At 48.9% G+C, this 20,720-nt stretch carries 28 protein-coding genes; 3 read left to right on the top strand and 25 right to left on the bottom strand.

Annotation, left to right across the window (positions count from 1 at the left end):
- Window positions 1–129: 129 nt before the first annotated feature.
- From LZP69_RS13375 to greB, 3 genes are all read right to left on the bottom strand, one after another.
- Window positions 130–2,463: a Tex family protein gene (locus tag LZP69_RS13375; protein WP_234201237.1), complete on the bottom strand. Its 2,334-nt coding sequence runs from the start codon at window positions 2,461–2,463 to the stop codon at window positions 130–132.
- A gap of 126 nt (window positions 2,464–2,589) precedes the next feature.
- Window positions 2,590–4,422: a thiamine pyrophosphate-binding protein gene (locus LZP69_RS13380; RefSeq protein ID WP_234201238.1), complete on the bottom strand. Its 1,833-nt coding sequence runs from the start codon at window positions 4,420–4,422 to the stop codon at window positions 2,590–2,592.
- A gap of 244 nt (window positions 4,423–4,666) precedes the next feature.
- A complete protein-coding gene (gene greB / locus LZP69_RS13385) occupies window positions 4,667–5,170 on the bottom strand; it encodes a transcription elongation factor GreB (protein WP_234201239.1) in 504 nt (167 codons plus the stop codon).
- A gap of 362 nt (window positions 5,171–5,532) precedes the next feature.
- On the opposite strand from greB, the gene ompR reads away from it, so the two are divergent.
- The 3 genes from ompR to LZP69_RS13400 all read left to right on the top strand — a co-directional run bounded on the left by ompR (window position 5,533) and on the right by LZP69_RS13400 (window position 9,706).
- Window positions 5,533–6,258, top strand: a complete 726-nt coding sequence (ompR, locus tag LZP69_RS13390) for an osmolarity response regulator transcription factor OmpR (RefSeq protein WP_234201240.1) — start codon at window positions 5,533–5,535, stop codon at window positions 6,256–6,258.
- Window positions 6,259–6,283: 25 nt separating this feature from the next.
- Window positions 6,284–7,594 carry a two-component system sensor histidine kinase EnvZ gene (gene envZ / locus LZP69_RS13395; protein ID WP_234201241.1) on the top strand — a complete coding sequence of 437 codons (1,311 nt, stop codon included), beginning with the start codon at window positions 6,284–6,286 and terminating at the stop codon, window positions 7,592–7,594.
- Between the two features lie 141 nt (window positions 7,595–7,735).
- Window positions 7,736–9,706 (top strand): methyl-accepting chemotaxis protein, encoded by a 1,971-nt coding sequence (locus LZP69_RS13400; RefSeq protein ID WP_234201242.1) that lies wholly within the window; start codon window positions 7,736–7,738, stop codon window positions 9,704–9,706.
- A gap of 4 nt (window positions 9,707–9,710) precedes the next feature.
- Here the strand turns inward: LZP69_RS13400 and LZP69_RS13405 are convergent, their stop codons facing one another.
- The 22 genes from LZP69_RS13405 to rplP all read right to left on the bottom strand — a co-directional run bounded on the left by LZP69_RS13405 (window position 9,711) and on the right by rplP (window position 20,716).
- Complete coding sequence (locus LZP69_RS13405; RefSeq protein WP_234201243.1) at window positions 9,711–10,184, bottom strand: peroxiredoxin; 474 nt, start codon at window positions 10,182–10,184, stop codon at window positions 9,711–9,713.
- Window positions 10,185–10,314: 130 nt separating this feature from the next.
- On the bottom strand, window positions 10,315–10,845 hold the full coding sequence (locus LZP69_RS13410; RefSeq protein WP_234201244.1) for a DUF2937 family protein: 531 nt from the start codon (window positions 10,843–10,845) through the stop codon (window positions 10,315–10,317).
- Between the two features lie 355 nt (window positions 10,846–11,200).
- A complete protein-coding gene (gene rplQ, locus LZP69_RS13415; RefSeq protein WP_234201245.1) occupies window positions 11,201–11,593 on the bottom strand; it encodes a 50S ribosomal protein L17 in 393 nt (130 codons plus the stop codon).
- A 39-nt stretch (window positions 11,594–11,632) separates the two neighbouring features.
- The gene (locus LZP69_RS13420) at window positions 11,633–12,622 is read right to left on the bottom strand and encodes a DNA-directed RNA polymerase subunit alpha (RefSeq protein WP_234201246.1); all 990 of its coding nucleotides are present in this window, start codon (window positions 12,620–12,622) and stop codon (window positions 11,633–11,635) included.
- A 24-nt stretch (window positions 12,623–12,646) separates the two neighbouring features.
- Window positions 12,647–13,267 (bottom strand): 30S ribosomal protein S4, encoded by a 621-nt coding sequence (gene rpsD / locus LZP69_RS13425; protein ID WP_234201247.1) that lies wholly within the window; start codon window positions 13,265–13,267, stop codon window positions 12,647–12,649.
- A 33-nt stretch (window positions 13,268–13,300) separates the two neighbouring features.
- Window positions 13,301–13,693: a 30S ribosomal protein S11 gene (rpsK, locus tag LZP69_RS13430; protein WP_234201248.1), complete on the bottom strand. Its 393-nt coding sequence runs from the start codon at window positions 13,691–13,693 to the stop codon at window positions 13,301–13,303.
- Between the two features lie 15 nt (window positions 13,694–13,708).
- On the bottom strand, window positions 13,709–14,065 hold the full coding sequence (gene rpsM / locus LZP69_RS13435; protein WP_011863987.1) for a 30S ribosomal protein S13: 357 nt from the start codon (window positions 14,063–14,065) through the stop codon (window positions 13,709–13,711).
- 117 nt (window positions 14,066–14,182) lie between these two features.
- Complete coding sequence (rpmJ, locus tag LZP69_RS13440) at window positions 14,183–14,296, bottom strand: 50S ribosomal protein L36 (RefSeq protein ID WP_006083579.1); 114 nt, start codon at window positions 14,294–14,296, stop codon at window positions 14,183–14,185.
- A 21-nt stretch (window positions 14,297–14,317) separates the two neighbouring features.
- Window positions 14,318–15,658 (bottom strand): preprotein translocase subunit SecY, encoded by a 1,341-nt coding sequence (gene secY, locus LZP69_RS13445; protein WP_234201249.1) that lies wholly within the window; start codon window positions 15,656–15,658, stop codon window positions 14,318–14,320.
- A 7-nt stretch (window positions 15,659–15,665) separates the two neighbouring features.
- Window positions 15,666–16,100 carry a 50S ribosomal protein L15 gene (gene rplO, locus LZP69_RS13450; RefSeq protein WP_234201250.1) on the bottom strand — a complete coding sequence of 145 codons (435 nt, stop codon included), beginning with the start codon at window positions 16,098–16,100 and terminating at the stop codon, window positions 15,666–15,668.
- Window positions 16,101–16,103: 3 nt separating this feature from the next.
- The gene (rpmD, locus tag LZP69_RS13455; RefSeq protein ID WP_011863984.1) at window positions 16,104–16,286 is read right to left on the bottom strand and encodes a 50S ribosomal protein L30; all 183 of its coding nucleotides are present in this window, start codon (window positions 16,284–16,286) and stop codon (window positions 16,104–16,106) included.
- A gap of 5 nt (window positions 16,287–16,291) precedes the next feature.
- Window positions 16,292–16,795 carry a 30S ribosomal protein S5 gene (gene rpsE, locus LZP69_RS13460; protein ID WP_234201251.1) on the bottom strand — a complete coding sequence of 168 codons (504 nt, stop codon included), beginning with the start codon at window positions 16,793–16,795 and terminating at the stop codon, window positions 16,292–16,294.
- Between the two features lie 13 nt (window positions 16,796–16,808).
- Window positions 16,809–17,159 carry a 50S ribosomal protein L18 gene (gene rplR / locus LZP69_RS13465; protein WP_234201252.1) on the bottom strand — a complete coding sequence of 117 codons (351 nt, stop codon included), beginning with the start codon at window positions 17,157–17,159 and terminating at the stop codon, window positions 16,809–16,811.
- A 10-nt stretch (window positions 17,160–17,169) separates the two neighbouring features.
- Window positions 17,170–17,700: a 50S ribosomal protein L6 gene (gene rplF / locus LZP69_RS13470; RefSeq protein WP_234201253.1), complete on the bottom strand. Its 531-nt coding sequence runs from the start codon at window positions 17,698–17,700 to the stop codon at window positions 17,170–17,172.
- 10 nt (window positions 17,701–17,710) lie between these two features.
- Window positions 17,711–18,103: a 30S ribosomal protein S8 gene (rpsH, locus tag LZP69_RS13475; RefSeq protein ID WP_041510735.1), complete on the bottom strand. Its 393-nt coding sequence runs from the start codon at window positions 18,101–18,103 to the stop codon at window positions 17,711–17,713.
- Window positions 18,104–18,126: 23 nt separating this feature from the next.
- The gene (gene rpsN, locus LZP69_RS13480; RefSeq protein ID WP_234201254.1) at window positions 18,127–18,432 is read right to left on the bottom strand and encodes a 30S ribosomal protein S14; all 306 of its coding nucleotides are present in this window, start codon (window positions 18,430–18,432) and stop codon (window positions 18,127–18,129) included.
- Window positions 18,433–18,442: 10 nt separating this feature from the next.
- Complete coding sequence (gene rplE / locus LZP69_RS13485) at window positions 18,443–18,982, bottom strand: 50S ribosomal protein L5 (protein ID WP_011863978.1); 540 nt, start codon at window positions 18,980–18,982, stop codon at window positions 18,443–18,445.
- A 12-nt stretch (window positions 18,983–18,994) separates the two neighbouring features.
- Entirely contained in the window at window positions 18,995–19,309 is a 315-nt protein-coding gene (rplX, locus tag LZP69_RS13490; RefSeq protein ID WP_234201255.1) for a 50S ribosomal protein L24, read from the bottom strand.
- Between the two features lie 11 nt (window positions 19,310–19,320).
- A complete protein-coding gene (gene rplN / locus LZP69_RS13495; protein ID WP_011863976.1) occupies window positions 19,321–19,689 on the bottom strand; it encodes a 50S ribosomal protein L14 in 369 nt (122 codons plus the stop codon).
- A 177-nt stretch (window positions 19,690–19,866) separates the two neighbouring features.
- The gene (gene rpsQ, locus LZP69_RS13500; protein WP_234201256.1) at window positions 19,867–20,115 is read right to left on the bottom strand and encodes a 30S ribosomal protein S17; all 249 of its coding nucleotides are present in this window, start codon (window positions 20,113–20,115) and stop codon (window positions 19,867–19,869) included.
- Window positions 20,115–20,306 (bottom strand): 50S ribosomal protein L29, encoded by a 192-nt coding sequence (rpmC, locus tag LZP69_RS13505; RefSeq protein ID WP_011863974.1) that lies wholly within the window; start codon window positions 20,304–20,306, stop codon window positions 20,115–20,117. Before rpmC ends, rpsQ begins: the two co-directional genes overlap by 1 nt.
- Window positions 20,306–20,716, bottom strand: coding sequence for a 50S ribosomal protein L16 (gene rplP, locus LZP69_RS13510; protein ID WP_028764677.1), 411 nt, complete (start codon window positions 20,714–20,716; stop codon window positions 20,306–20,308). The genes rpmC and rplP overlap by 1 nt, the downstream gene beginning before the upstream one ends.
- Between the last annotated feature and the right edge of the window lie 4 nt (window positions 20,717–20,720).

Here is a 20,720-nt window from a genome sequence, read left to right on the forward strand (position 1 = left end):
ATTGGCGAAGTAAGTTTTAGAAATGTGAAGCAAACAGAGATGGTTACATGAATGTAAAAAGCCGAGACCTGGGGCCTCGGCTTAAGTCGGTTAAGAGCCTGTTTTACTATTTCGCGTTATTTTTTAGCCCTATTTTTTCAACTTAGCGAAAGCATCGGCAAAGGCGTTACCCATGGCGGCATTGGCGGGGGCTTTCGGCTTTTTATTAAAGGCGTTCGCCGAACGTCCCTTGTCTGCGCCCTGAGGCTTGCCAGCAGCCTGGCGGGTTGGAGTCGAGTTCGATGACGCCTTCTCATCGAGACGCATGCTCAGGCTGATCCGCTTGCGCTCCACATCCACTTCCATCACCTTCACCTTCACTACATCACCGGCCTTGACCACGGTATGAGGATCGCTGACAAATTTGTCGGTTAAGGATGAGATATGCACCAGACCGTCCTGATGTACGCCCACATCCACGAAGGCGCCGAAGTTGGTCACATTGGTCACCACGCCTTCTAAGATCATCTCAGGTTTGAGATCTTTTACCTGCTCGACCCCCTCCTTGAATACCGCAGTCTTAAACTCACCGCGAGGATCCCGTCCCGGCTTATCCAGCTCACTCAAGATATCGTTGATGGTCGGCAGGCCGAACTCCGATGTTACAAAGGCACTGGCGTCTAGCTGCTTAAGCAACTCGCTGTTGCCTATCAGACTATCGAGGGCCTGCTGCTGAGTTTTGGCTATGGTTTCGACCAGGCTGTATGCTTCTGGATGCACGGCACTGGCATCCAGCGGATTGTCGCCGCCGGCGATACGCAAGAATCCGGCCGCTTGCTCGAACGCCTTGGGGCCGAGACGCGCAACCTTAAGCAACTGCTTACGATTGCTGAACTGACCGTGCTCGTCGCGATAATCGACGATATTACGCGCCAAAGTCTTGTTCAATCCCGCCACCTGAGAAAGCAGCGGCGCAGAGGCCATATTGAGATCCACACCGACCCGGTTCACGCAATCTTCCACCACGGCTTCTAAGGACTGTGACAGCTGGCTCTGACTCACATCGTGTTGATACTGGCCGACGCCGATGGACTTAGGCTCTATCTTCACTAGCTCCGCCAGCGGATCCTGCAAACGACGGGCGATGGAGACGGCGCCGCGGATGGACACATCCAGATCGGGAAACTCCTCTGCCGCCAGCTCGGAGGCGGAATAGACAGAGGCGCCCGCCTCGCTCACCATGATCTTGGTCAGCCCAGGCACTTCCGCTTTAAGAGAGGCGATAAGCTCGCCCGCCAGTTTATCTGTCTCGCGGGACGCAGTGCCGTTACCTATGGCGATCAGCTCGACCTTGTGCATCTTCACCAGATTCGACAGGGTACGCAGAGACTTCTCCCACTGATTCTGCGGCGCATGGGGGAAGATGGTCGAGTGGGCCACCAGCTTACCTGTGTTGTTGACTATGGCGACCTTCACCCCGGTACGCAGACCCGGATCCAGTCCTAAGGTGCACTTGGCACCGGCGGGTGCCGCCATCAACAGATCGCCCAGATTACGGGCAAACACATTGATCGCCTCGCTCTCGGCGCGCTCACGCAGCTTGCTGATAAATTCTGTCTCCATCTGCAACGCGATCTTAATGCGCCAGGTAGAGGTCACCACCAGCTTGAGCCACTGATCCACAGCGCTGTCGCTCAGCTTGAGGTTAAAGTGGTCGCTGATAATCACTTCGCAGTAGCTGCCCTGTTTAGCTTCGGCTTGGGGGTCGGCATTCATGCTCAGGCTCAGAACACCCTCGTTGCGGCCACGCAACAAGGCCAAGGCGCGATGCGAGGGGATTTGGGTCAGCTTCTCGCTATATTCGAAATAATCACGGAATTTGGTGCCCTCCTGCTCTTTGCCTTTCACAAGACGGCTCTCAAGCACAGCATTGTCATTGAGATGGCGGCGCACTTTCTGCAGCAGTTCGGCATCTTCGGCAAAGCGTTCCATCAGGATAAAACGCGCGCCATCGAGCACGGCGGCAGTGTCATTAAATCCGGCGTCATCATTGAGATATTGGCTGGCCAGCCGCTGAATATCCGCCTGTCTCTCCTGCAATAACTGCTCGGCTAAGGGTTCGATCCCCGCCTCTATGGCTATCTGCCCTTTGGTGCGGCGCTTAGGCTTAAAAGGAAGATAGAGATCTTCTAAACGTGTCTTGCTGTCGGCCTGCTCAATTGCGGCTGCCAATGTGGGGGTTAACTTACCCTGAGCCTCTATGCTGGAAAGGATCACCTTGCGCCTGTCGTTCAGATCCCTAAGATACGCCAGACGGCTGTGTAAGGTGCGAAGCTGAGTATCGTCCAGGCCGCCTGTCACCTCTTTACGGTAACGCGCCACGAAAGGAACGGTCGCGCCTTCATCTAACAGGCTAATGGTCGCCGTCACTTGCTGCTCGCGAACATTGAGTTCCTGAGCGATGATTTGTGCAATATTTTGCATAGATTAGGTCGTGCCCAAATAAAGAGTTAAGTGCCGCCAAAGATAACACAGCACCGCGCCAAGTTGTACGCTCTATCTGCCGCCCCCGCACCAATGGCGGGGAAATTAGCCGACACGTCTCTCAGTTTAGCCGCGTTTTTCGCATAGCTCCTGCCAAAGGCGCGTCGCCTCGGCCTGACCGTTACGATAACCTATGTAGCAATTGAGCTTGCGTGTGGTATCACTCTGGCAAGACTCATCCAAAGATGCTGGCACCTCGATAAGGTGCAGGCCACCGCTAGCAACACAATCACACAGGGTATCGATAAACTCGCCATTGTGGTAGCACAGATGCCCTCGACCACCATAGGCCTGAATCAACAACTTAGGATCGAAGCCTTGGTGATTGCAGGCGTAGATGGGCGCATCACCGGCCTTACCCAGATGGAAGATGTTGTTGCGCATATAGACGATCACTAGGTTGGCTCCCTGCTTTTGCAGGTTGATCAACTCATTGGCCTGGAAATTAAAGCCACCATCGCCAGTGAGCACTACCACAGGCTGCTTGCTGTCCTGCTCATTAAGCTGATCCGCCACGGCTCTGGCATAGGGCAAGCTGGTGCCCATGGCCGCGTACCAAGGGTTCGCCAGATAGCTGCGACCAATATCGCTGCCCAATGTGGTCAGCTCGAAGCTTGCAAACAGCGAATTTCCCACCTCGGGCACAAAGATGAAGGGGCGCTCACTGGCCTGCTGTGCGGCGTTAATACAGGACGCCAGATGATGATAGCCCAGCTCGGCATCACAATGGCCTGCTAACTCAGGCTTATATTCCGCTCCGCTCTCGGCCCTGATCTCTACTTCAGTCTCGGCGCTTAAATTCACCTGAGTATCCCTAATAATCTGCTCACTGAGTAAGTTAATCACAGCGGCAATATCTGTCTCCCACTGAGCCGTGCCCTTGAGCATTGTTTTGTTGCCGTGATTATCTATGGCATGGGTCTGGCTGCTGAACGCGTTGTTGGTGTCCGAAGGGAAGATAGCCGTGCCCAGCTCCAGCACATAGTCGGCCGCCGATTCGATATATTCTTGATGGGGCAAACGGCTGAATACACCGTTATAACTGCCAAGACACAGAGGCTTTGACTCATCCAGCATCCCCTTACCAAACCAGGTGGTGGCATAGGGCAGCGCATTTTGCTCGCAGAAGGTGAGGATCTTTTGCAGCAGAGGTGCATTGAGCCTGAGTTTCTCACCGAGGAAAACCAGCGGCGCTTTGGCCTGTATCAGCTGAGTGCGGATCTGGCTGGCGATCAGCTCGGCGCCGCTCAGGTTAAGCGCCTGAGGCCTGAGCTCACTTGGGCAAGTTGGCAGACTCAGCGCCTGGGTTGGCTGATAGATGAGATCCCGTGGCACTTCGATATAAACGGGCTGGCGATTCACATAGGCGTGAATGAGCAGCTGCAAAAACTGTTCGGCAGCCACATTGGGCTGACCGCTGTGACGCTGCCCCTGTAGACGCTCGGCGCGCACCCCCAACGCCTTAAAGGCATTGAGCGCCGCATCCAGATCTGTATGCCAGGCTGTATGGGGATGCACAGAGTGGTGCAGCGCCTGGCTGTTGATCTCCGCCTCGCCGGGCGCTCCCGAGATAAACACCACGGGCAGGCCTTCGGTGCGCGCCAATGCTGCCGCCGAAGTACAAGGTAAGCTGCCGACTGTATAGGTGGTCATACAGACCCCAAGCGGGTTCAACTCAGCCTGGGCACAGGCACTGAAACCGGCATGCATCTCGTTACTGGAGGGCAAGACCGCCAGCTGTTTATCCAAGGCGTTAATCAGGTTAGCGACAAAATCTCCCCCGACCCCATAAACACGTTTCACACCAAAGAAGGCAAGCAACTGGGCAATGCTATCCCCAAGCAGCGGCAGATGGGCGGCATACTCAGCGCCAAAATTAGATTCAATAGATACAGACACGTTTAACTCTCGGGTTGTCCAGACATGTCTGTAGCCTAGGGGGAGTGAAATCGACCTGCCTTGATCGAGATCATCAAGGACTTACGCGCAGGGCAACACAGGATTAACCCGACTGTGACAAGATATCGTTACACAGGGTTTGCTAATCCAATATCAACTGAATTATCAAGCTATTAAATTGGATAAGCTTGATAAAACCCGTTAGCCCAGGCTTACACCAGGGCTTAAAACAGTAAGGCAGTTTCTAGTCGTCAAACGCCTTATACTGGATCCTATTGACGTACCACTCCTTCTTACCGACGGGCGTCTTCACCACCACCTCATCGTCCACCTGCTTACCGATAAGCGCCCTGGCCATGGGCGAATCGATAGTGATATAGCCCAGCTTAGTGTCTAGCTCATCCTTACCGACTATGCGATAACGCACTATCTCACCGGCCTCATTTTCCAGCTCCACCCAGGCGCCGAAAAATACTTTACCCTCCTGCTGGGGAGAGTAGTCGACAATTTTCAGATCCTCGACCCTTTTGACCAGATAGCGCACCCGGCTGTCTATCTGCCTTAACAAACGTTTGTTGTAAGTGTAATCAGCGTTCTCACTTCGGTCGCCCTGGGCGGCAGCCTCCTGAACTTTTTTAGTTATTTCAGGACGATACTCTTTCCACAAATATTTAAGCTCTCTGTCGAGCGCAAGCCAGCCCTCTCGGGTGATCAGCATGGCTTTGGTGTCACTATTATTACTCTGCATCTTGGAACTCATCTTACTTGGCGCAAACTATCGGCCGATAATACCTAGGGACTAATTCTGCTGGCAAGCGCTGAGACAAGCAAAATTCACCCAAGCGAATTGCAATGAACAAACTCGCTTCATTTAATTTAGTTACACTTTCCCCTACAAGGGATGAAAAAGTAAAATTTATCTTTATTTCAATGAATTAAAAAATCAACTCTGTGGCAAATCAGGCTACACTCAAATCTGGCATGATAATTCTGTCTGGTGTTTTAATTGGCAAAACAGCTATATTAAACAGGCGCCTAAGATTAATAATAAATATCAGGAATTTGAATGCGCGCTATCAGCCATAGATTCTGAAGTTTAAGGATACAAGCATGGGACAAGAAACCTCTAAAATTCTGGTCGTCGACGATGATATGCGGCTAAGGGCCTTACTAGAGCGTTACCTGTTGGAACAAGGTTATCAGGTTAGAAGTGCCGCAAATGCTGAGCAGATGGATAGATTGCTCGAACGGGAAAATTTTCATCTTATCGTGCTCGACCTGATGCTGCCCGGCGAAGATGGATTATCCATCTGCCGCCGTTTACGCCAAAATGGCAACAGCATTCCCATCGTAATGCTGACGGCTAAAGGCGATGAGGTCGATCGCATCATAGGCCTGGAGCTGGGCGCCGACGATTACCTGCCTAAACCCTTTAATCCCCGCGAATTGCTGGCACGCATCAAAGCGGTAATGCGCCGACAAACCCCAGAGGTACCTGGCGCGCCAACCCAGCAGGAGGAAGAGATCAGCTTCGGCGAGTTTACCCTCAATCTGGCGACAAGAGAGATGCACCACAACGATAAGGCTATCGCCCTGACCAGCGGCGAGTTTGCCGTGCTTAAGGTGCTCGTCAGCCATCCAAGAGAACCCCTATCTCGGGATAAGCTGATGAATCTAGCTCGCGGCCGAGACTATTCCGCGCTGGAGCGCTCTATCGATGTGCAGGTTTCCAGGCTTCGCCGCCTCATCGAGAAGGATGCCGCCAATCCCCGCTATATACAAACCGTGTGGGGTCTGGGTTACGTATTCGTACCCGACGGCGCAGCGCGGCGCTAATCGCCACGCTTGAATCAATAATCTAATGAGATGGTTCAAACGCTTTCTCCCCCGCAGCGCATTTAGCCAAACAGTTCTGCTGATTGGCTCTTTGCTGTTGGTGAATCAACTGGTTTCCTATCTCTCGGTTGCCGTCTATTTTATTCAGCCGACTTACCAACAGATCAATCAACTTATCGCCCGTCAGGTGAAGATACTGTTTGTCGATGGCGTAGATATTGGCCGTGAACACCTAACTATGGTCGATGCCCTTAATGCCAAGGTGCGTGATGATGGCATGCATGTCTATAACCTCAAGCAAGCGCGAGAAGCTGGGGTCGATCGGGCAATCCATTACAACCTGTTATCGGCGCAGATGTCTGAACACTTAGGCGGCGAGGCCGAAGTGCGTATTGCACAGGGACAAGAGTTTGAGATCTGGATCCGGCCGCCACAAGCGCCTTCTATCTGGATTAAAGTGCCGCTGACTGGCTTTAATGAATTTGGCCTCTCGCCCCTGACGCTTTATCTTATGGTAATTGGCGCCTTGAGTGTGATTGGCGGATGGTGGTTTGCCCGCAACCAGAATAAGCCGCTTAAACGGCTGCAAAAGGCAGCTATCTCGGTCTCAAGAGGCGATTATCCACCGCCACTGCCCCTCAGTGGCTCGACCGAGATCATAGAAGTAACCAACGCCTTTAATCAGATGTCTCATAGCATGCAGCAATTGGAGCAAGACAGGGCTTTGCTTATGGCTGGGATCTCCCACGATCTGCGCACCCCTTTGACTCGGATCCGCCTCGCCTCTGAGATGATGGTAGAAGAGGATGAGTATCTTAAAGAAGGCATAGCCCACGACATAGAGGATATGGATGCCATCATCAACCAGTTTATCGCCTATATCCGCCAGGATCAGGAAACCATACATGAGCCGGGACAGATAAATGAGTTAATCGAAGCGGTGGCCCATGCTGAATCCAACCGCGAGGGTGATATTATTCTCGAACTCTCTTCCTGCCCAGAAGTGCCAATGCAGTCGATTGCCATCAAGCGAGTGATCACTAACTTGGTTGAAAACGCCTTCCGCTACGGCAATGGCTGGACCTTAATCCGCTCCCATTTCGATGGCAGACGAGTCGGGTTCAGTGTCGAAGATAATGGCCCGGGGATCCCGGTTGAACAGATCCCGAAACTATTCCAGCCCTTTACCCAAGGCGACATAGCCCGTGGCAGCGTGGGCTCAGGCCTTGGTTTAGCAATTATCAAGCGTATCGTCGATCGTCATCAGGGCAGAGTGATTTTAACTAATCGCGCCGAAGGTGGTCTATGCGCCATGGTATGGTTACCGCTGGAGTAATATGCAGTTCAAGCGTTCAGATATTTATCACTAAAACAGCCTGCCTTTACTATGAAATTCAATATATTGTAATTAAATCTCTCGTCATCAATTTGTCATATTTAAGTCATATTCTAGGCCAAAATGACATTGGCACCGATTATGAAAATCTCGACTCTCTCCCTTTGGGCTTCCGCCACCCTGCTGCTTTTGGCCACACTGTTAGCTACAGTCACTGTCTGGAGCGAGCAGAAACGCTCTCAGATAGAAACTGAGACCCATCTGGTTAACCAAGTGCAGCAGCACTTCTTAGTCGAGATCCGCAGAAAGCTGGAAGCTTATCTCACCACGGGCGATGCCAGCCAGCTCGAAGATGCCAAACAGCAACTGGAAAACATTCAGCAGGAGATTCGGAATCTGTCCCATCAAGATGCACAGACACTGGCCCAAGAGATTGCAAAATTTACCCAAGATCTGGATAGTCTCTACCGCGCCGCAGGTAAACTCGCTGGCAACCCGAGACAGCTGCTGGCCCATGCCGAGAGGGAGATGCTCTCCTATAACAGTCGCCTAGCGCACTATGCCAGCGAAGGGATCGCACAAAATCCCACTCTGGCACTGGAGTATCTGAGGCTCACCCAAGCTCTGCCGCCTTTGATATATCAGCTATCGCAACTGAGCGACAGCTATTTGCTCAAGAAAGAGCAGCAGCTAAAGTCGCTACTCACCTCTGAGCTGGAGCAGTTACAGGTCTGGCATGATCAATTAGACAAGTTGCCACTGATAGGTCGTTATCGAACTCAAGCTACCGGCGAGTTTGCTCTGGGCGACGATGACGCCGAAACCATAGAGCTAGGTGAGAGCGATCGCAGCGAGCTACTCTCACTGAGTCATCGCTATGGCAAAGAGCTTAACAATACCTATGCGATGCTCCGCGCCAACAGTGAGGCACAGGAGGCAATGCTGACAGCCATAGCAAAGGTAGAACAGCAACTGCTGATGCTGGGACAGGCACAGCAGGCTCGCGGTCAACACCTGAAACAGCAACTTCAGCTACTTATCTACAGTGTCGTATCTCTACTGGCTCTGTTTGCCTTAGGGTATCTGCTGTTACAGCAGCGTCTGGTTGTTAACCCCCTTAAACACCTGAATATCGCCTTCGGCGGCCTAACTCAGTCGAATCAACGTCAGCGTCTTACCATACATAGACGCTGTGAAACTGGCCAGATCGCTGGGCACTTTAATCAGTTACTCGAGCGCTTTGAGATGGAAGATGAAGCCCAGCGAGTCAAGATTGGCACCATCTCCAACTCCCTCAGTCAACTCGTGAATCGAATCGGGAAACTCGCTCAAGAGACAGGCACAACCCTCAATATTGTCGATAACGCCCAGACCCAAGCCGAACAAACCCGCACTATCGCCAGTGAAGTCTGTGAGTTATCGCAGCAAGTAGAGCAGAATGCGCAGCAGACATATGAACAGATGTTATCGAGTCAGCAAGAGGTCAAAGCCGTAATGGACGCGGCGAGTGCCACCCAAGGTGCAGTAAGTCATTGCCATGACTCGCTCAACAGCCTGAACACCTCGGTTAAAGATGTCGCTACCATAATCGATGTGATTGCCAATATTGCCGAGCAGACTAACCTGTTAGCCCTAAATGCCGCGATTGAGGCAGCCAGAGCCGGGGAACAGGGGCGCGGCTTTGCCGTAGTCGCCGATGAAGTACGCGGCCTGTCAAAACGCACTCAGGAGTCTCTGAGCGAGATAGTCACCATACTCGCACAACTAACACAGGCCAATGAAGCATTAGAACAGAGTGTAAAAGGGATAGAGCATGCCTGTATGAAACAGTCACAGGGAGCAAATTCGGTCTGGCAAGTGACCCAAACCGTACAGCAGCAGGCGCAATTGATGAGTGAAACGGCTCAGAAAGGCGCTCATTACAGCAACAATCAACGGCTGCACCTGGATCAACTCACAGCCGCCATGGATGAATTAAAACATCATGCACGGCACTCAGTCAAACAGAGTCAAACTATCGCCAGTGAAGTGGCACAAGGGGTCGTCGACATTAAAACCAGTCTGCGGGCAACACACCAGACTCAAACATCAACGCCACCCAATTCAGTTTAACTTTTTAGATACTGGTCAGTACCACGTCGGCCTTGCTGACCTCGAAACTCTTAGGCTCTTCAACATTAAGCAGTGTCACCACGCCATTGTCGATCACCATGGCATAACGCTGCGAACGAACACCACCGAAACTACCTGTATCCATCTCCAGTCCCAGTGCACGGCTGAAACTGCCATCGCCATCGGCTAACATCATCAGCTCGCTTGCGTTTTGCGCCTTACCCCAGGCCGACATCACAAAGGCATCATTAACCGAAACGCAGGCGATAATATCCACACCTTTCGCCTTAAATTGATCCGCCAAAATGACATAGCCAGGGAGATGCTCATCTGAGCAAGTTGGCGTAAATGCACCGGGGACCGCAAATAACACCACTTTTTTATTGGCGAACAAGGTATTGAGATCATGGCTAACCATACCGTCAGGCGTAAGCTCGCTTAGGTTAACACTGGGTAATTTTTGTCCGATAGCTATCATGGGTGCTCCTTAGGATAAAATATGAAGGCAAGGTAAAAAGGAAAATCTAACAGATAGAGACAAGCATAGTCGTTATTTGGACAAACAAACACTGAGAGAAAACAGGGTTACTAAAGCATAGAATACGAGTCTATGACTTTACCTTTTTGGGCATCAGCAATCGACACCCAGCTGCATAAAGGCCAACACACCCGCGTAGCAAGAGCTCGCAAAATATTGATATCAACAAGCCTAAGATTAAGCCTATAGCAATCGCGCGACCATCTAGCATGATGTTGTGGCTAAAATGCTGCCACACCTCGCTACGAACATCTTCTAGAGGCGCAAAGGCCAACTGCTGGAAGCCACTGTAGCTGGACTGATTAAAGCGTTGCAGAGCATCATCGAGCAGCTGATAACGTTCATGGAGTGATTCGATGCTCTGCGCCCCGGCATTAATCACGCTGTCGGGGTTTTGTCTATAGTGAGCGATCAAGGCGGCAAGATCGCCATCGAAGAAGCGATCCGCATCCCGCTGAAATTGGGCCAACGCCATCTTAGCCTCGCTAGTGTGCGCCGCCAGACTCTGGCCGTACTGCTCAACAAAGGCAGGTACTTGAATTCCTATCAAGACGCCACAGATAAAGAGTAACAGCCTGAGGTAATCCATGATTGGTTTCATTTTATCCCCGAAAACGATAATTAATGATGCATCAAGCTGTCGCTCGTGGTCATGTATCTTGGCCATCATTCTTGGCCAAAAAGAGCGCCTAAATATAATCAATGCCCTACCCGGCGTGAAATTAAGCTCTTAATCATAAAGTTACACTCACAAACGCTATGAATCCAGTCAAGAAGGATTTTCATGGGATAGACATAAGCGGATGACACTAAAAAATACAGTGTCTGAAAGCGGATAAACAATGAATTGAGCGACCCCATAGACAGGGAATTTTGAAGGACGGGAATAGCTATTAATGGAAAAGGACATAAAAAAGCCGGACATTCGCCCGGCTTTTTAACAATGAATCCCAGTGTTATTCTGCAGCTTCTTCAACAGCAACTGCAGTTTCTGGACGACCTACTAGTTCAATATACGCCATTGGCGCTTTGTCACCAGTACGTAGACCGCACTTAAGGATACGGGTATATCCACCAGGACGTTCCTGGTAGCGTGGACCCAATTCATTAAATAACTTACCTACGACTTCAGCGTCGCGAGTACGAGCAAACGCCAAACGACGGTTTGCAACGCTATCACTCTTAGCAAGTGTTATTAGAGGTTCAACTACGCGACGCAGTTCTTTCGCTTTAGCAACAGTAGTCTTGATCACTTCGTGACGGACTAAAGAGCTCGCCATGTTACGGAACATAGCTTGACGATGACTGCTGTTACGGTTTAGTTGACGACCACTCTTACGATGGCGCATGACCTAATCCTTATTACCTAAATCTGTACAAACGAGGACTTATAGGTCGTCTGCTAAACTAGCTGGAGGCCAGTTTTCTAGACGCATACCTAATGATAGTCCGCGAGAAGCCAACACATCCTTAATTTCGGTAAGTGATTTCTTACCCAAGTTAGGCGTTTTAAGTAGCTCAACCTCAGTACGCTGTACCAGATCTCCGATGTAATGAATCGCTTCGGCTTTCAAACAGTTAGCCGAACGTACAGTTAGCTCTAGATCGTCGACAGGACGCAACAGAATTGGATCGAACTCTGGTTTCTCTTCTTTCTGCTCTGGCTCAGTGACATCGCGTAATTCAACAAACGCATCTAGCTGTTCGGCTAGAATTGTCGCTGAACGACGAATTGCTTCCTCAGGATCGATAGTACCGTTAGTGGTCATATCGATAACGAGTTTGTCTAAGTCAGTACGTTGTTCAACACGTGCTGCTTCAACATTATAAGCAATACGCGCAACGGGTGAGAAAGATGAATCCACTAGTAAGCGACCAATTGGACGATCGTCGTCTTCGGTTTGTGCTCGAGCAGAAGCTGGAACATAACCACGACCACGTTCGACACGGATACGCATGCTAATGTCATTGTTACCGGTCAGATGACAGATAACATGATCAGGATTCATAATAGTAACATCACCATCGTGCGTGATATCAGCTGCGGTAACAGGGCCTGTGCCTGACTTGCTTAAAGTAAGCATAGCCTCGTCTTTACCCTCGATGACCACTGCTAAACCTTTAAGGTTTAACAAGATCTCTAGGATATCCTCTTGTACGCCTTCCTTGCTGCTGTATTCGTGCAGTACACCATCAATCTCGACTTCGGTAACCGCGCAGCCGGGCATAGACGACAATAGGATACGACGCAACGCGTTACCTAAAGTATGACCAAAACCACGCTCAAGCGGTTCGAGTGTAACCTTGGCACGTGTTGGGTTAACCTGCTCGATATCAACGAGACGCGGTTTAAGAAATTCTGTAACAGAACCCTGCATTGTGTCCTCTCTTGTTTATTAGCCTTACTTAGAGTAAAGCTCGACGATCAGCTGTTCGTTAATTTCCGCAGATAAATCACTACGTTCTGGAATACGCTTGAAAGCACCTTCCATCTTAGCACTATCTACTTCAACCCATGTTGGCTTTTCGCGTTGAGACGCAACTTCTAAAGCAGCTTTAATACGGGCTTGCTTTTGAGACTTCTCACGAACGCTAATTACATCATTCGCAGACACTTTGAATGATGGAATGTTAACAACGCGGCCGTTAACCATAATAGATTTGTGGCTGACTAGCTGACGTGCTTCAGCACGAGTAGCACCAAAACCCATACGATATACAACGTTATCTAAACGAGTCTCTAAAAGAGTAAGTAGGTTTTCACCAGTGTTACCTTTTAGACGTGCAGCGTCTTTGTAGTAGTTACGGAATTGCTTTTCAAGCACACCATAAGTACGACGAACTTTTTGTTTTTCGCGTAATTGAACGCCGTACTCAGACAAACGTGCCTTACGAGCGCCGTGTTGTCCAGGTGCAGCTTCAAGCTTACACTTCGAATCAATTGCTCTCACACCGCTTTTTAAGAAAAGGTCTGTACCTTCTCGGCGGCTGAGCTTGAGCTTTGGACCCAAGTATCTTGCCATTTTCTTTCTCCAACTATCCTATTAAAAACGGCGTTACACGCGACGTTTCTTAGGAGGACGACAACCATTATGAGGGATCGGCGTCACATCGGTAATGTTGGTAATTTTATAACCAACTGCGTTCAGCGCTCGAATAGCTGACTCGCGTCCTGGACCTGGACCCTTCACGAAGACTTCAAGGTTTTTAACACCGTAGTCCTGAGCAGCAACACCTGCACGCTCAGCAGCAACCTGTGCAGCAAACGGGGTAGATTTACGTGAACCACGGAAACCTGAACCACCAGAAGTTGCCCAAGAAAGTGCATTACCTTGACGATCTGTAATGGTGATGATTGTGTTGTTGAAAGACGCATGGATATGAGCCATGCCATCAGCAACCTGTTTACGTACACGCTTGCGCGGTGAACGTGACGGAACTTTAGCCATATTGGTACCTTCCCGTTACTTTCTGATTGGCTTACGTGGACCTTTACGCGTACGCGCATTGGTCTTAGTACGTTGCCCACGAAGGGGCAGGCTACGACGGTGGCGGAGACCACGATAACAACCAAGGTCCATCAGACGCTTGATGTTCATAGAGATCTCACGACGCAAGTCACCTTCTACAATGTATTTAGCAACTTCTTCGCGTAGTGTGTCTATTTGAGCTTCGCTCAATTCCTTGATCTTAGCATCTTCAGCAATTGAAGTGGCTGCGCAGATTTGTTGTGCGCGAGTCAGTCCAATACCATAGATTGCAGTCAATGCAATGACTGTATGCTTTTGATCAGGAATGTTAATGCCAGCGATACGGGCCACTATGCACTCCTCATAAGTTAAAGGCCATCTGTGAAAAGCCCGGTAGGATACTCGACAGATGACAATTTTGCAAATAATATTTTGACCAGCTCAGGGGCCTGAGCTGGTCAAAAGTTTTTAGCCTTGACGCTGTTTGTGTTTTGGTTCAACACAGATAACGCGTACAACGCCGCTACGCTTGACGATCTTGCAGTTACGGCAGATCTTCTTCACGGAAGCTCGAACTTTCATTTCATCACTCCGTAAAGCTACTTAGCGTCCAAAGCGATCTAAATTCGCTTTGTTTACTAGGTTAGCTTTCTTCATCACAGACTCATATTGATGAGACATCATATGGGTCTGAACCTGAGCCATGAAGTCCATGATCACAACTACCATAATGAGTAGTGAAGTACCGCCAAAATAGAACTGTACTTTCCACGTGATTAACATGAACTCCGGAATTAAACAGATAAAGGTAATATATAGAGCACCGGCCAAAGTCAGGCGGGTCATTACTTTATCTATATAACGCGAAGTCTGTTCTCCAGGACGGATCCCGGGAATAAACGCACCACTCTTCTTCAAGTTATCAGCTGTTTCACGTGGGTTAAACACCAACGCAGTGTAAAAGAAACAGAAGAAGATGATTGCTGCTGCATACAATAATGAGTAAAGCGGTTGTCCTGGTGAAACAGCGAGTGAAAAATCACTCAACCAAGATAACCCTTCATTTTGACCAAACCACTGAGCCAGTGTGCCTGGGAACAAAATGATGCTTGACGCAAAAATTGGTGGGATCACACCCGCCATGTTGACCTTAAGTGGTAAGTGAGTGCTTTGCGCAGCGAATACCTTACGGCCCTGCTGACGCTTAGCATAGTTAACAACGATACGACGCTGTCCACGCTCAACAAACACTACAAAATAGGTCACAGCGAATACAATCACTGCAATCAACAATAATACCAGTACGTTCAAGTCGCCTTGACGCGCCTGCTCAGCCGTTTGGCCGATAGCAGATGGTAGGCCAGCAACAATACCTGCGAAAATAAGAATCGAGATACCGTTACCTATGCCTCGTTCGGTGATCTGCTCACCTAGCCACATAAGGAACATGGTTCCTGTAACTAAACTCACTACCGCAACAAAATAGAAACCAAGACCTAAGTTAACCACCAGGCCAGGAACTAAATTGGGTAAACCGGTTGCGATACCGATCGCTTGGAATGTACCCAAGACCAGAGTGCCATATCGAGTATATTGACTGATCTTCTTACGTCCTGATTCGCCTTCCTTTTTCAGTTCAGCAAGTGCAGGATGCACCACAGTCAACAATTGCATGATAATCGATGCCGAAATGTACGGCATGATACCTAATGCAAAGATAGAAGCACGCTCAAGGGCGCCACCAGAGAACATGTTGAACATGCCTAAGATGGTACCCTTCTGCTGATTAAACAGCTCTGCTAATACAGCTGCGTCAATACCAGGAATTGGTACGAACGAACCGGCTCTAAAGACGATAATCGCACCAATCACGAACAGGAGGCGTGTTTTCAGTTCAGAAAGCCCGCCTTTCGCGCTTTTTAAATCAAGTCCTGGTTTTGCCATCGACGTATTATTCCTCGATCTTTCCGCCGGCAGCTTCAATTGCTGCGCGAGCACCTTTGGTTACCTTAAGACCTTTTACGGTCACTGGGCGTTCAATGGTACCTGAAAGAACGACTTTAGCAAACTGTATGTTGCGAGTAACGAGATTCGCATCTTTCAGTGCATTTAAGTCGACAACATCACCGTTAACTTTAGCTAGTTCGCTAACACGAATTTCGGCAGTTACTAACGCTTTACGCGAAGTGAAACCAAATTTCGGTAGACGGATCTTAAGTGGCATTTGACCACCTTCGAAACCGACACGAACGCCGCCGCCTGAACGTGACTTCTGACCTTTGTGACCACGACCAGCAGTCTTACCTAGGCCAGAACCGATACCGCGACCTACACGCTTAGCGGCTGATTTAGAACCAGCTGCTGGAGATAGAGTATTCAATTTCATTGATTAGTCCTCCACCTTAACCATGTAGTAAACCTTGTTAATCATACCGCGTACCGCTGGAGTATCTTCCAGCTCAACAGTGTGATTAATACGGCGTAGACCTAGACCAGTCAAAGTTGCACGATGCTTAGGCAAACGTCCAATTGAACTCTTAGTCTGAGTTACTTTTAAAGTTTTTGTAGCCATGATGCTTAACCTCGAATTTCATCAACATTCAGGCCACGCTTAGCTGCGATTTGAGCTGGTGACTTCATGTGCACCAACGCATCTACAGTTGCGCGAACGATGTTGATCGGGTTAGTAGAACCGTATGCTTTTGACAGTACGTTATGAACGCCTGCTACTTCCAATACGGCGCGCATCGCACCACCGGCAATAATACCAGTACCTTCAGACGCTGGTTGCATGTATACACGTGAACCAGTGTGACGGCCCTTAACAGGGTGATGCAGAGTACCATTTACAATTTCAACAGTAACAATGTTACGGCGAGCCTTTTCCATTGCTTTTTGAATTGCTGCTGGTACTTCACGCGCTTTACCATAGCCATAGCCGACTTTACCGTTACCGTCACCCACTACAGTTAGTGCAGTGAAGCTAAAGATACGTCCGCCTTTAACTACTTTAGAAACACGATTTACTGCAACTAATTTTTCTTGCAGATCGTCTTTTTGTTGAGCTTCAAATTTAGCCATTTTTAATCATTCCTTAGAACTGTAGGCCAGCTTCACGAGCAGCGTCTGCTAGAGCAGCAACGCGACCATGATACTTAAAGCCGGAACGATCGAATGCAACTACAGTTACGCCTTTCTCGATTGCACGCTCAGCAATGGCTTTGCCTACTGCTTTAGCTGCATCAACGTTACCTGTGTATTTAAGCTGCTCTGATACCGCTTTTTCAGCAGTAGAAGCTGCCGCCACAACTTGCGCGTTGGCATCAATAACCTGTGCGTAAGTATGACGTGGTGTACGATGTACAACCAGACGGTTAACGCCCAGCTCTTGGATCTTCTTACGGGCGCGAGTCGCGCGGCGTAAGCGAGATGTTTTCTTATCCATATCGCGTTACCTACTTCTTCTTAGCCTCTTTACGGCGTACTTGTTCATCAGCATAACGAACACCTTTACCTTTGTAAGGCTCTGGTGGACGGTAGCCACGAATCTCTGCAGCAACTTGGCCGATCAACTGCTTATCGGTACCTTTCAGTACGATTTCAGTTTGTGATGGGCACTCTGCAGTTACGCCGTCAGGAAGCTGGTGTACTAGAGGATGTGAGAAACCTAGAGTCAAGTCGATACCGTTACCAGCAATTTTTGCACGGTAACCAACACCAACTAGAGTCAGTTTTCTTTCAAAACCTTGGCTAACACCAACAACCATGTTGTTGATTAAAGCTCGAGCAGTACCAGCTTGCGCAGCAGTTGAAGCGCCTTCAGCTGGAGAACACTTGACTTCGTTGTTTTCAACAACAACAGAAACCTCAGCGTTAATTACTCGAGTCAAACTACCTTTGGCACCTTTAACGGTGATAGTTTGTTCGTTTAAAGTCACTTCTACGCCTGCAGGGATAGCGACTGGTGCTTTTGCGACACGAGACATTGCTAGCTCCTTATGCTACGTAGCAGATAACTTCTCCACCCATGCCTTGTTGGCGGGCGGCACGATCAGTCATCAAACCTTTAGAAGTGGACACGATTGCGACACCCAGACCGCCCATCACCTTTGGTAGATCGTTTTTACCTTTGTAAATACGAAGACCAGGACGACTTACGCGCTGGATAGTCTCAACGACTGGTTGGCCTTGGAAATACTTTAACGTGATTTCTAAAACCGGCTTGGCTTCGCCTGCTACGGCGTAGTCAGTGATATAACCTTCTTCTTTAAGCGTCTGTGCGATAGCAACTTTCAGCTTAGCAGAAGGCATAGATACTGATACTTTGTTAGCAGCTTGGCCGTTACGAATGCGAGTTAACATATCCGCAATTGGATCTTGCATGCTCATATTAGCTTACTCCGTGACAAGTATTACCAGCTGGCCTTACGCAGACCAGGAACTTCACCACGCATGGTAGCTTCACGCAGTTTGATACGGCTCAGGCCGAACTTGCGTAGGAAACCATGTGGGCGACCAGTTTGACTACAACGATTACGCTGACGCGCAGAACTTGAGTCACGTGGTAGACCTTGCAGCTTAAGAACTGCATCCCAACGATCTTCATCAGAAGTGGTTGGACTGCTAATGATAGCCTTAAGAGCTAGACGCTTTTCAGCATACTTAGCCACGAGCTTTGCACGTTTTGCTTCACGTGCTTTCATTGAACTTTTTGCCATTTCGCTACCCTTATTTCTTGAATGGGAAGTTAAAGGCGTCTAATAAAGCACGGCCTTCTTCGTCATTCTTCGCAGTAGTCGTGATCACAATATCCATACCGCGGATTTTATCGATTTTATCGTAATCGATTTCCGGGAAGATGATTTGCTCACGAACACCCATTGCGTAGTTACCACGTCCGTCGAACGACTTAGCGCTCAGACCACGGAAGTCGCGGATACGCGGGATTGCGATATCAACTAAACGCTCAAGGAATTCCCACATACGTTCGCCACGTAGGGTTACCTTGCAGCCGATCGGGTAGCCATCACGGATTTTAAAACCAGCAACTGATTTACGAGCAACAGTTACAACTGGCTTTTGACCAGCAATAGCAGTCATGTCACGAAGCGCGTGCTCCATAACTTTCTTATCTGCCACAGCTTCGCCAACACCCATGTTCAGGGTGATTTTCTCAATCCGAGGGACTTGCATGACACTGGTATAACCGAACTTCTTAGAAAGCTCAGCGATAACAGTCTCTTTATATTTATCATGCAGTTTCGCCATCGTTTACTCCAATTACTTAACGAGTTCACTGTTCGACTTAAAGAAACGAACCTTTTGGCCGTCTTCAAATCGGAAACCAACGCGATCAGCTTTGCCAGTGGCAGAGTTGAAAATCGCTACATTTGATGCTTGTATCGGTGCTTCTTTCTCAACAATACCACCAGTCACACCCAGTTGTGGGTTAGGCTTCTGGTGCTTCTTGATCAGATTGATGCCTTCTACAATTAACTTACCAGTTGGCAAAACTTGAGAAACTTTACCGCGTTTACCCTTGTCTTTACCTGCTAGTACAATTACTTCGTCTTCACGACGGATTTTAGCTGCCATTTTGAAGCTCCTTACAGTACTTCTGGTGCCAGAGAAACAATTTTCATAAATTGTTCTGTACGCAGTTCACGCGTCACTGGTCCAAAGATACGAGTACCAATCGGTGCAAGGTTTGCGTTAAGCAAAACCGCTGCATTGCGATCGAAGCGAATGACAGAACCATCTGGACGACGTACGCCTTTCTTAGTACGGACTACCACCGCGTTATACACGTCACCTTTCTTCGCTTTACCGCGAGGAATAGCTTCTTTAACAGAAACCTTGATGACGTCGCCGATACCGGCATAACGACGATGAGAGCCACCCAAGACCTTAATACACTGAACTCTACGAGCGCCACTGTTACAGGCGACTTCTAGAGTCGATTGCATTTGGATCATTTTAAGTGCTCCGCTATCGTTACTTCACAAATCCCATTTTTGGGCATAGTTAAACCATTTTAGACTAAATTAACGTCCAAAATGGCGCGCAAGTATAACACCACCTAAAAAGAATAGATAGCATTAAAAATAAAAACGGCCCCTCATCTGGAGCCGTTTTTTAAAAGCTTAATAAAATTAAGCCTTTGTTACTACTTCAACCAGAGTCCAAGACTTAGTCTTAGACAGCGGACGGCATTCGCGAATAGTCACGATATCGCCAGCATTACACTGATTTGTTTCGTCATGAGCATGGATCTTAGTAGTACGCTTGATGAACTTACCATATAGAGGGTGTTTCACCTTACGTTCAATAGCTACAGTGATAGACTTGTCCATCTTGTCGCTAATTACTCGACCTTGCAAAGTACGGATTTTATCAGTCATTATGCACCCGCCTTAGAAGTAATAATGGTCTTAACGCGCGCGATGTTACGACGCACGATTTTAAGCTGATGAGTCTGAGTCAACTGACCAGTGGCGTGTTGCATACGCAGATTAAACTGCTCACGCAGCAGACCAAGCAGTTCAGCGTTCAATTCTTCAACGCTCTTCTGTGTTAGTTCGCTCGCTTTCATTACATCACCGTCTTAGTTACGAAGGTAGTCTTAATTGGAAGCTTGGCAGCTGCTAAAGTAAACGCTTCACGCGCTAGAGCTTCAGGAACACCATTCATCTCGTAAAGAACCTTACCAGGTTGGATCTGGCAAACCCAGTATTCAACGTTACCCTTACCTTTACCCATACGCACTTCAAGAGGCTTAGAGGTAATTGGCTTGTCAGGGAAAACACGAATCCAAATTTGACCTTGACGTTTAATGTGACGTGTCATAGCACGACGCGCTGATTCGATTTGGCGAGCAGTTAGACGACCACGTCCAACAGCTTTCAAACCGAATTCACCGAAGCTTACTTCAGTGCCGTTCGCCAGACCGCGGTTACGGCCTTTGAACATTTTGCGAAACTTCATTCGTTTTGGTTGCAGCATTGCC

The sequence above is a fragment of the Shewanella sp. AS1 genome, assembly GCF_021412565.1.
GTDB lineage: Bacteria > Pseudomonadota > Gammaproteobacteria > Enterobacterales > Shewanellaceae > Shewanella.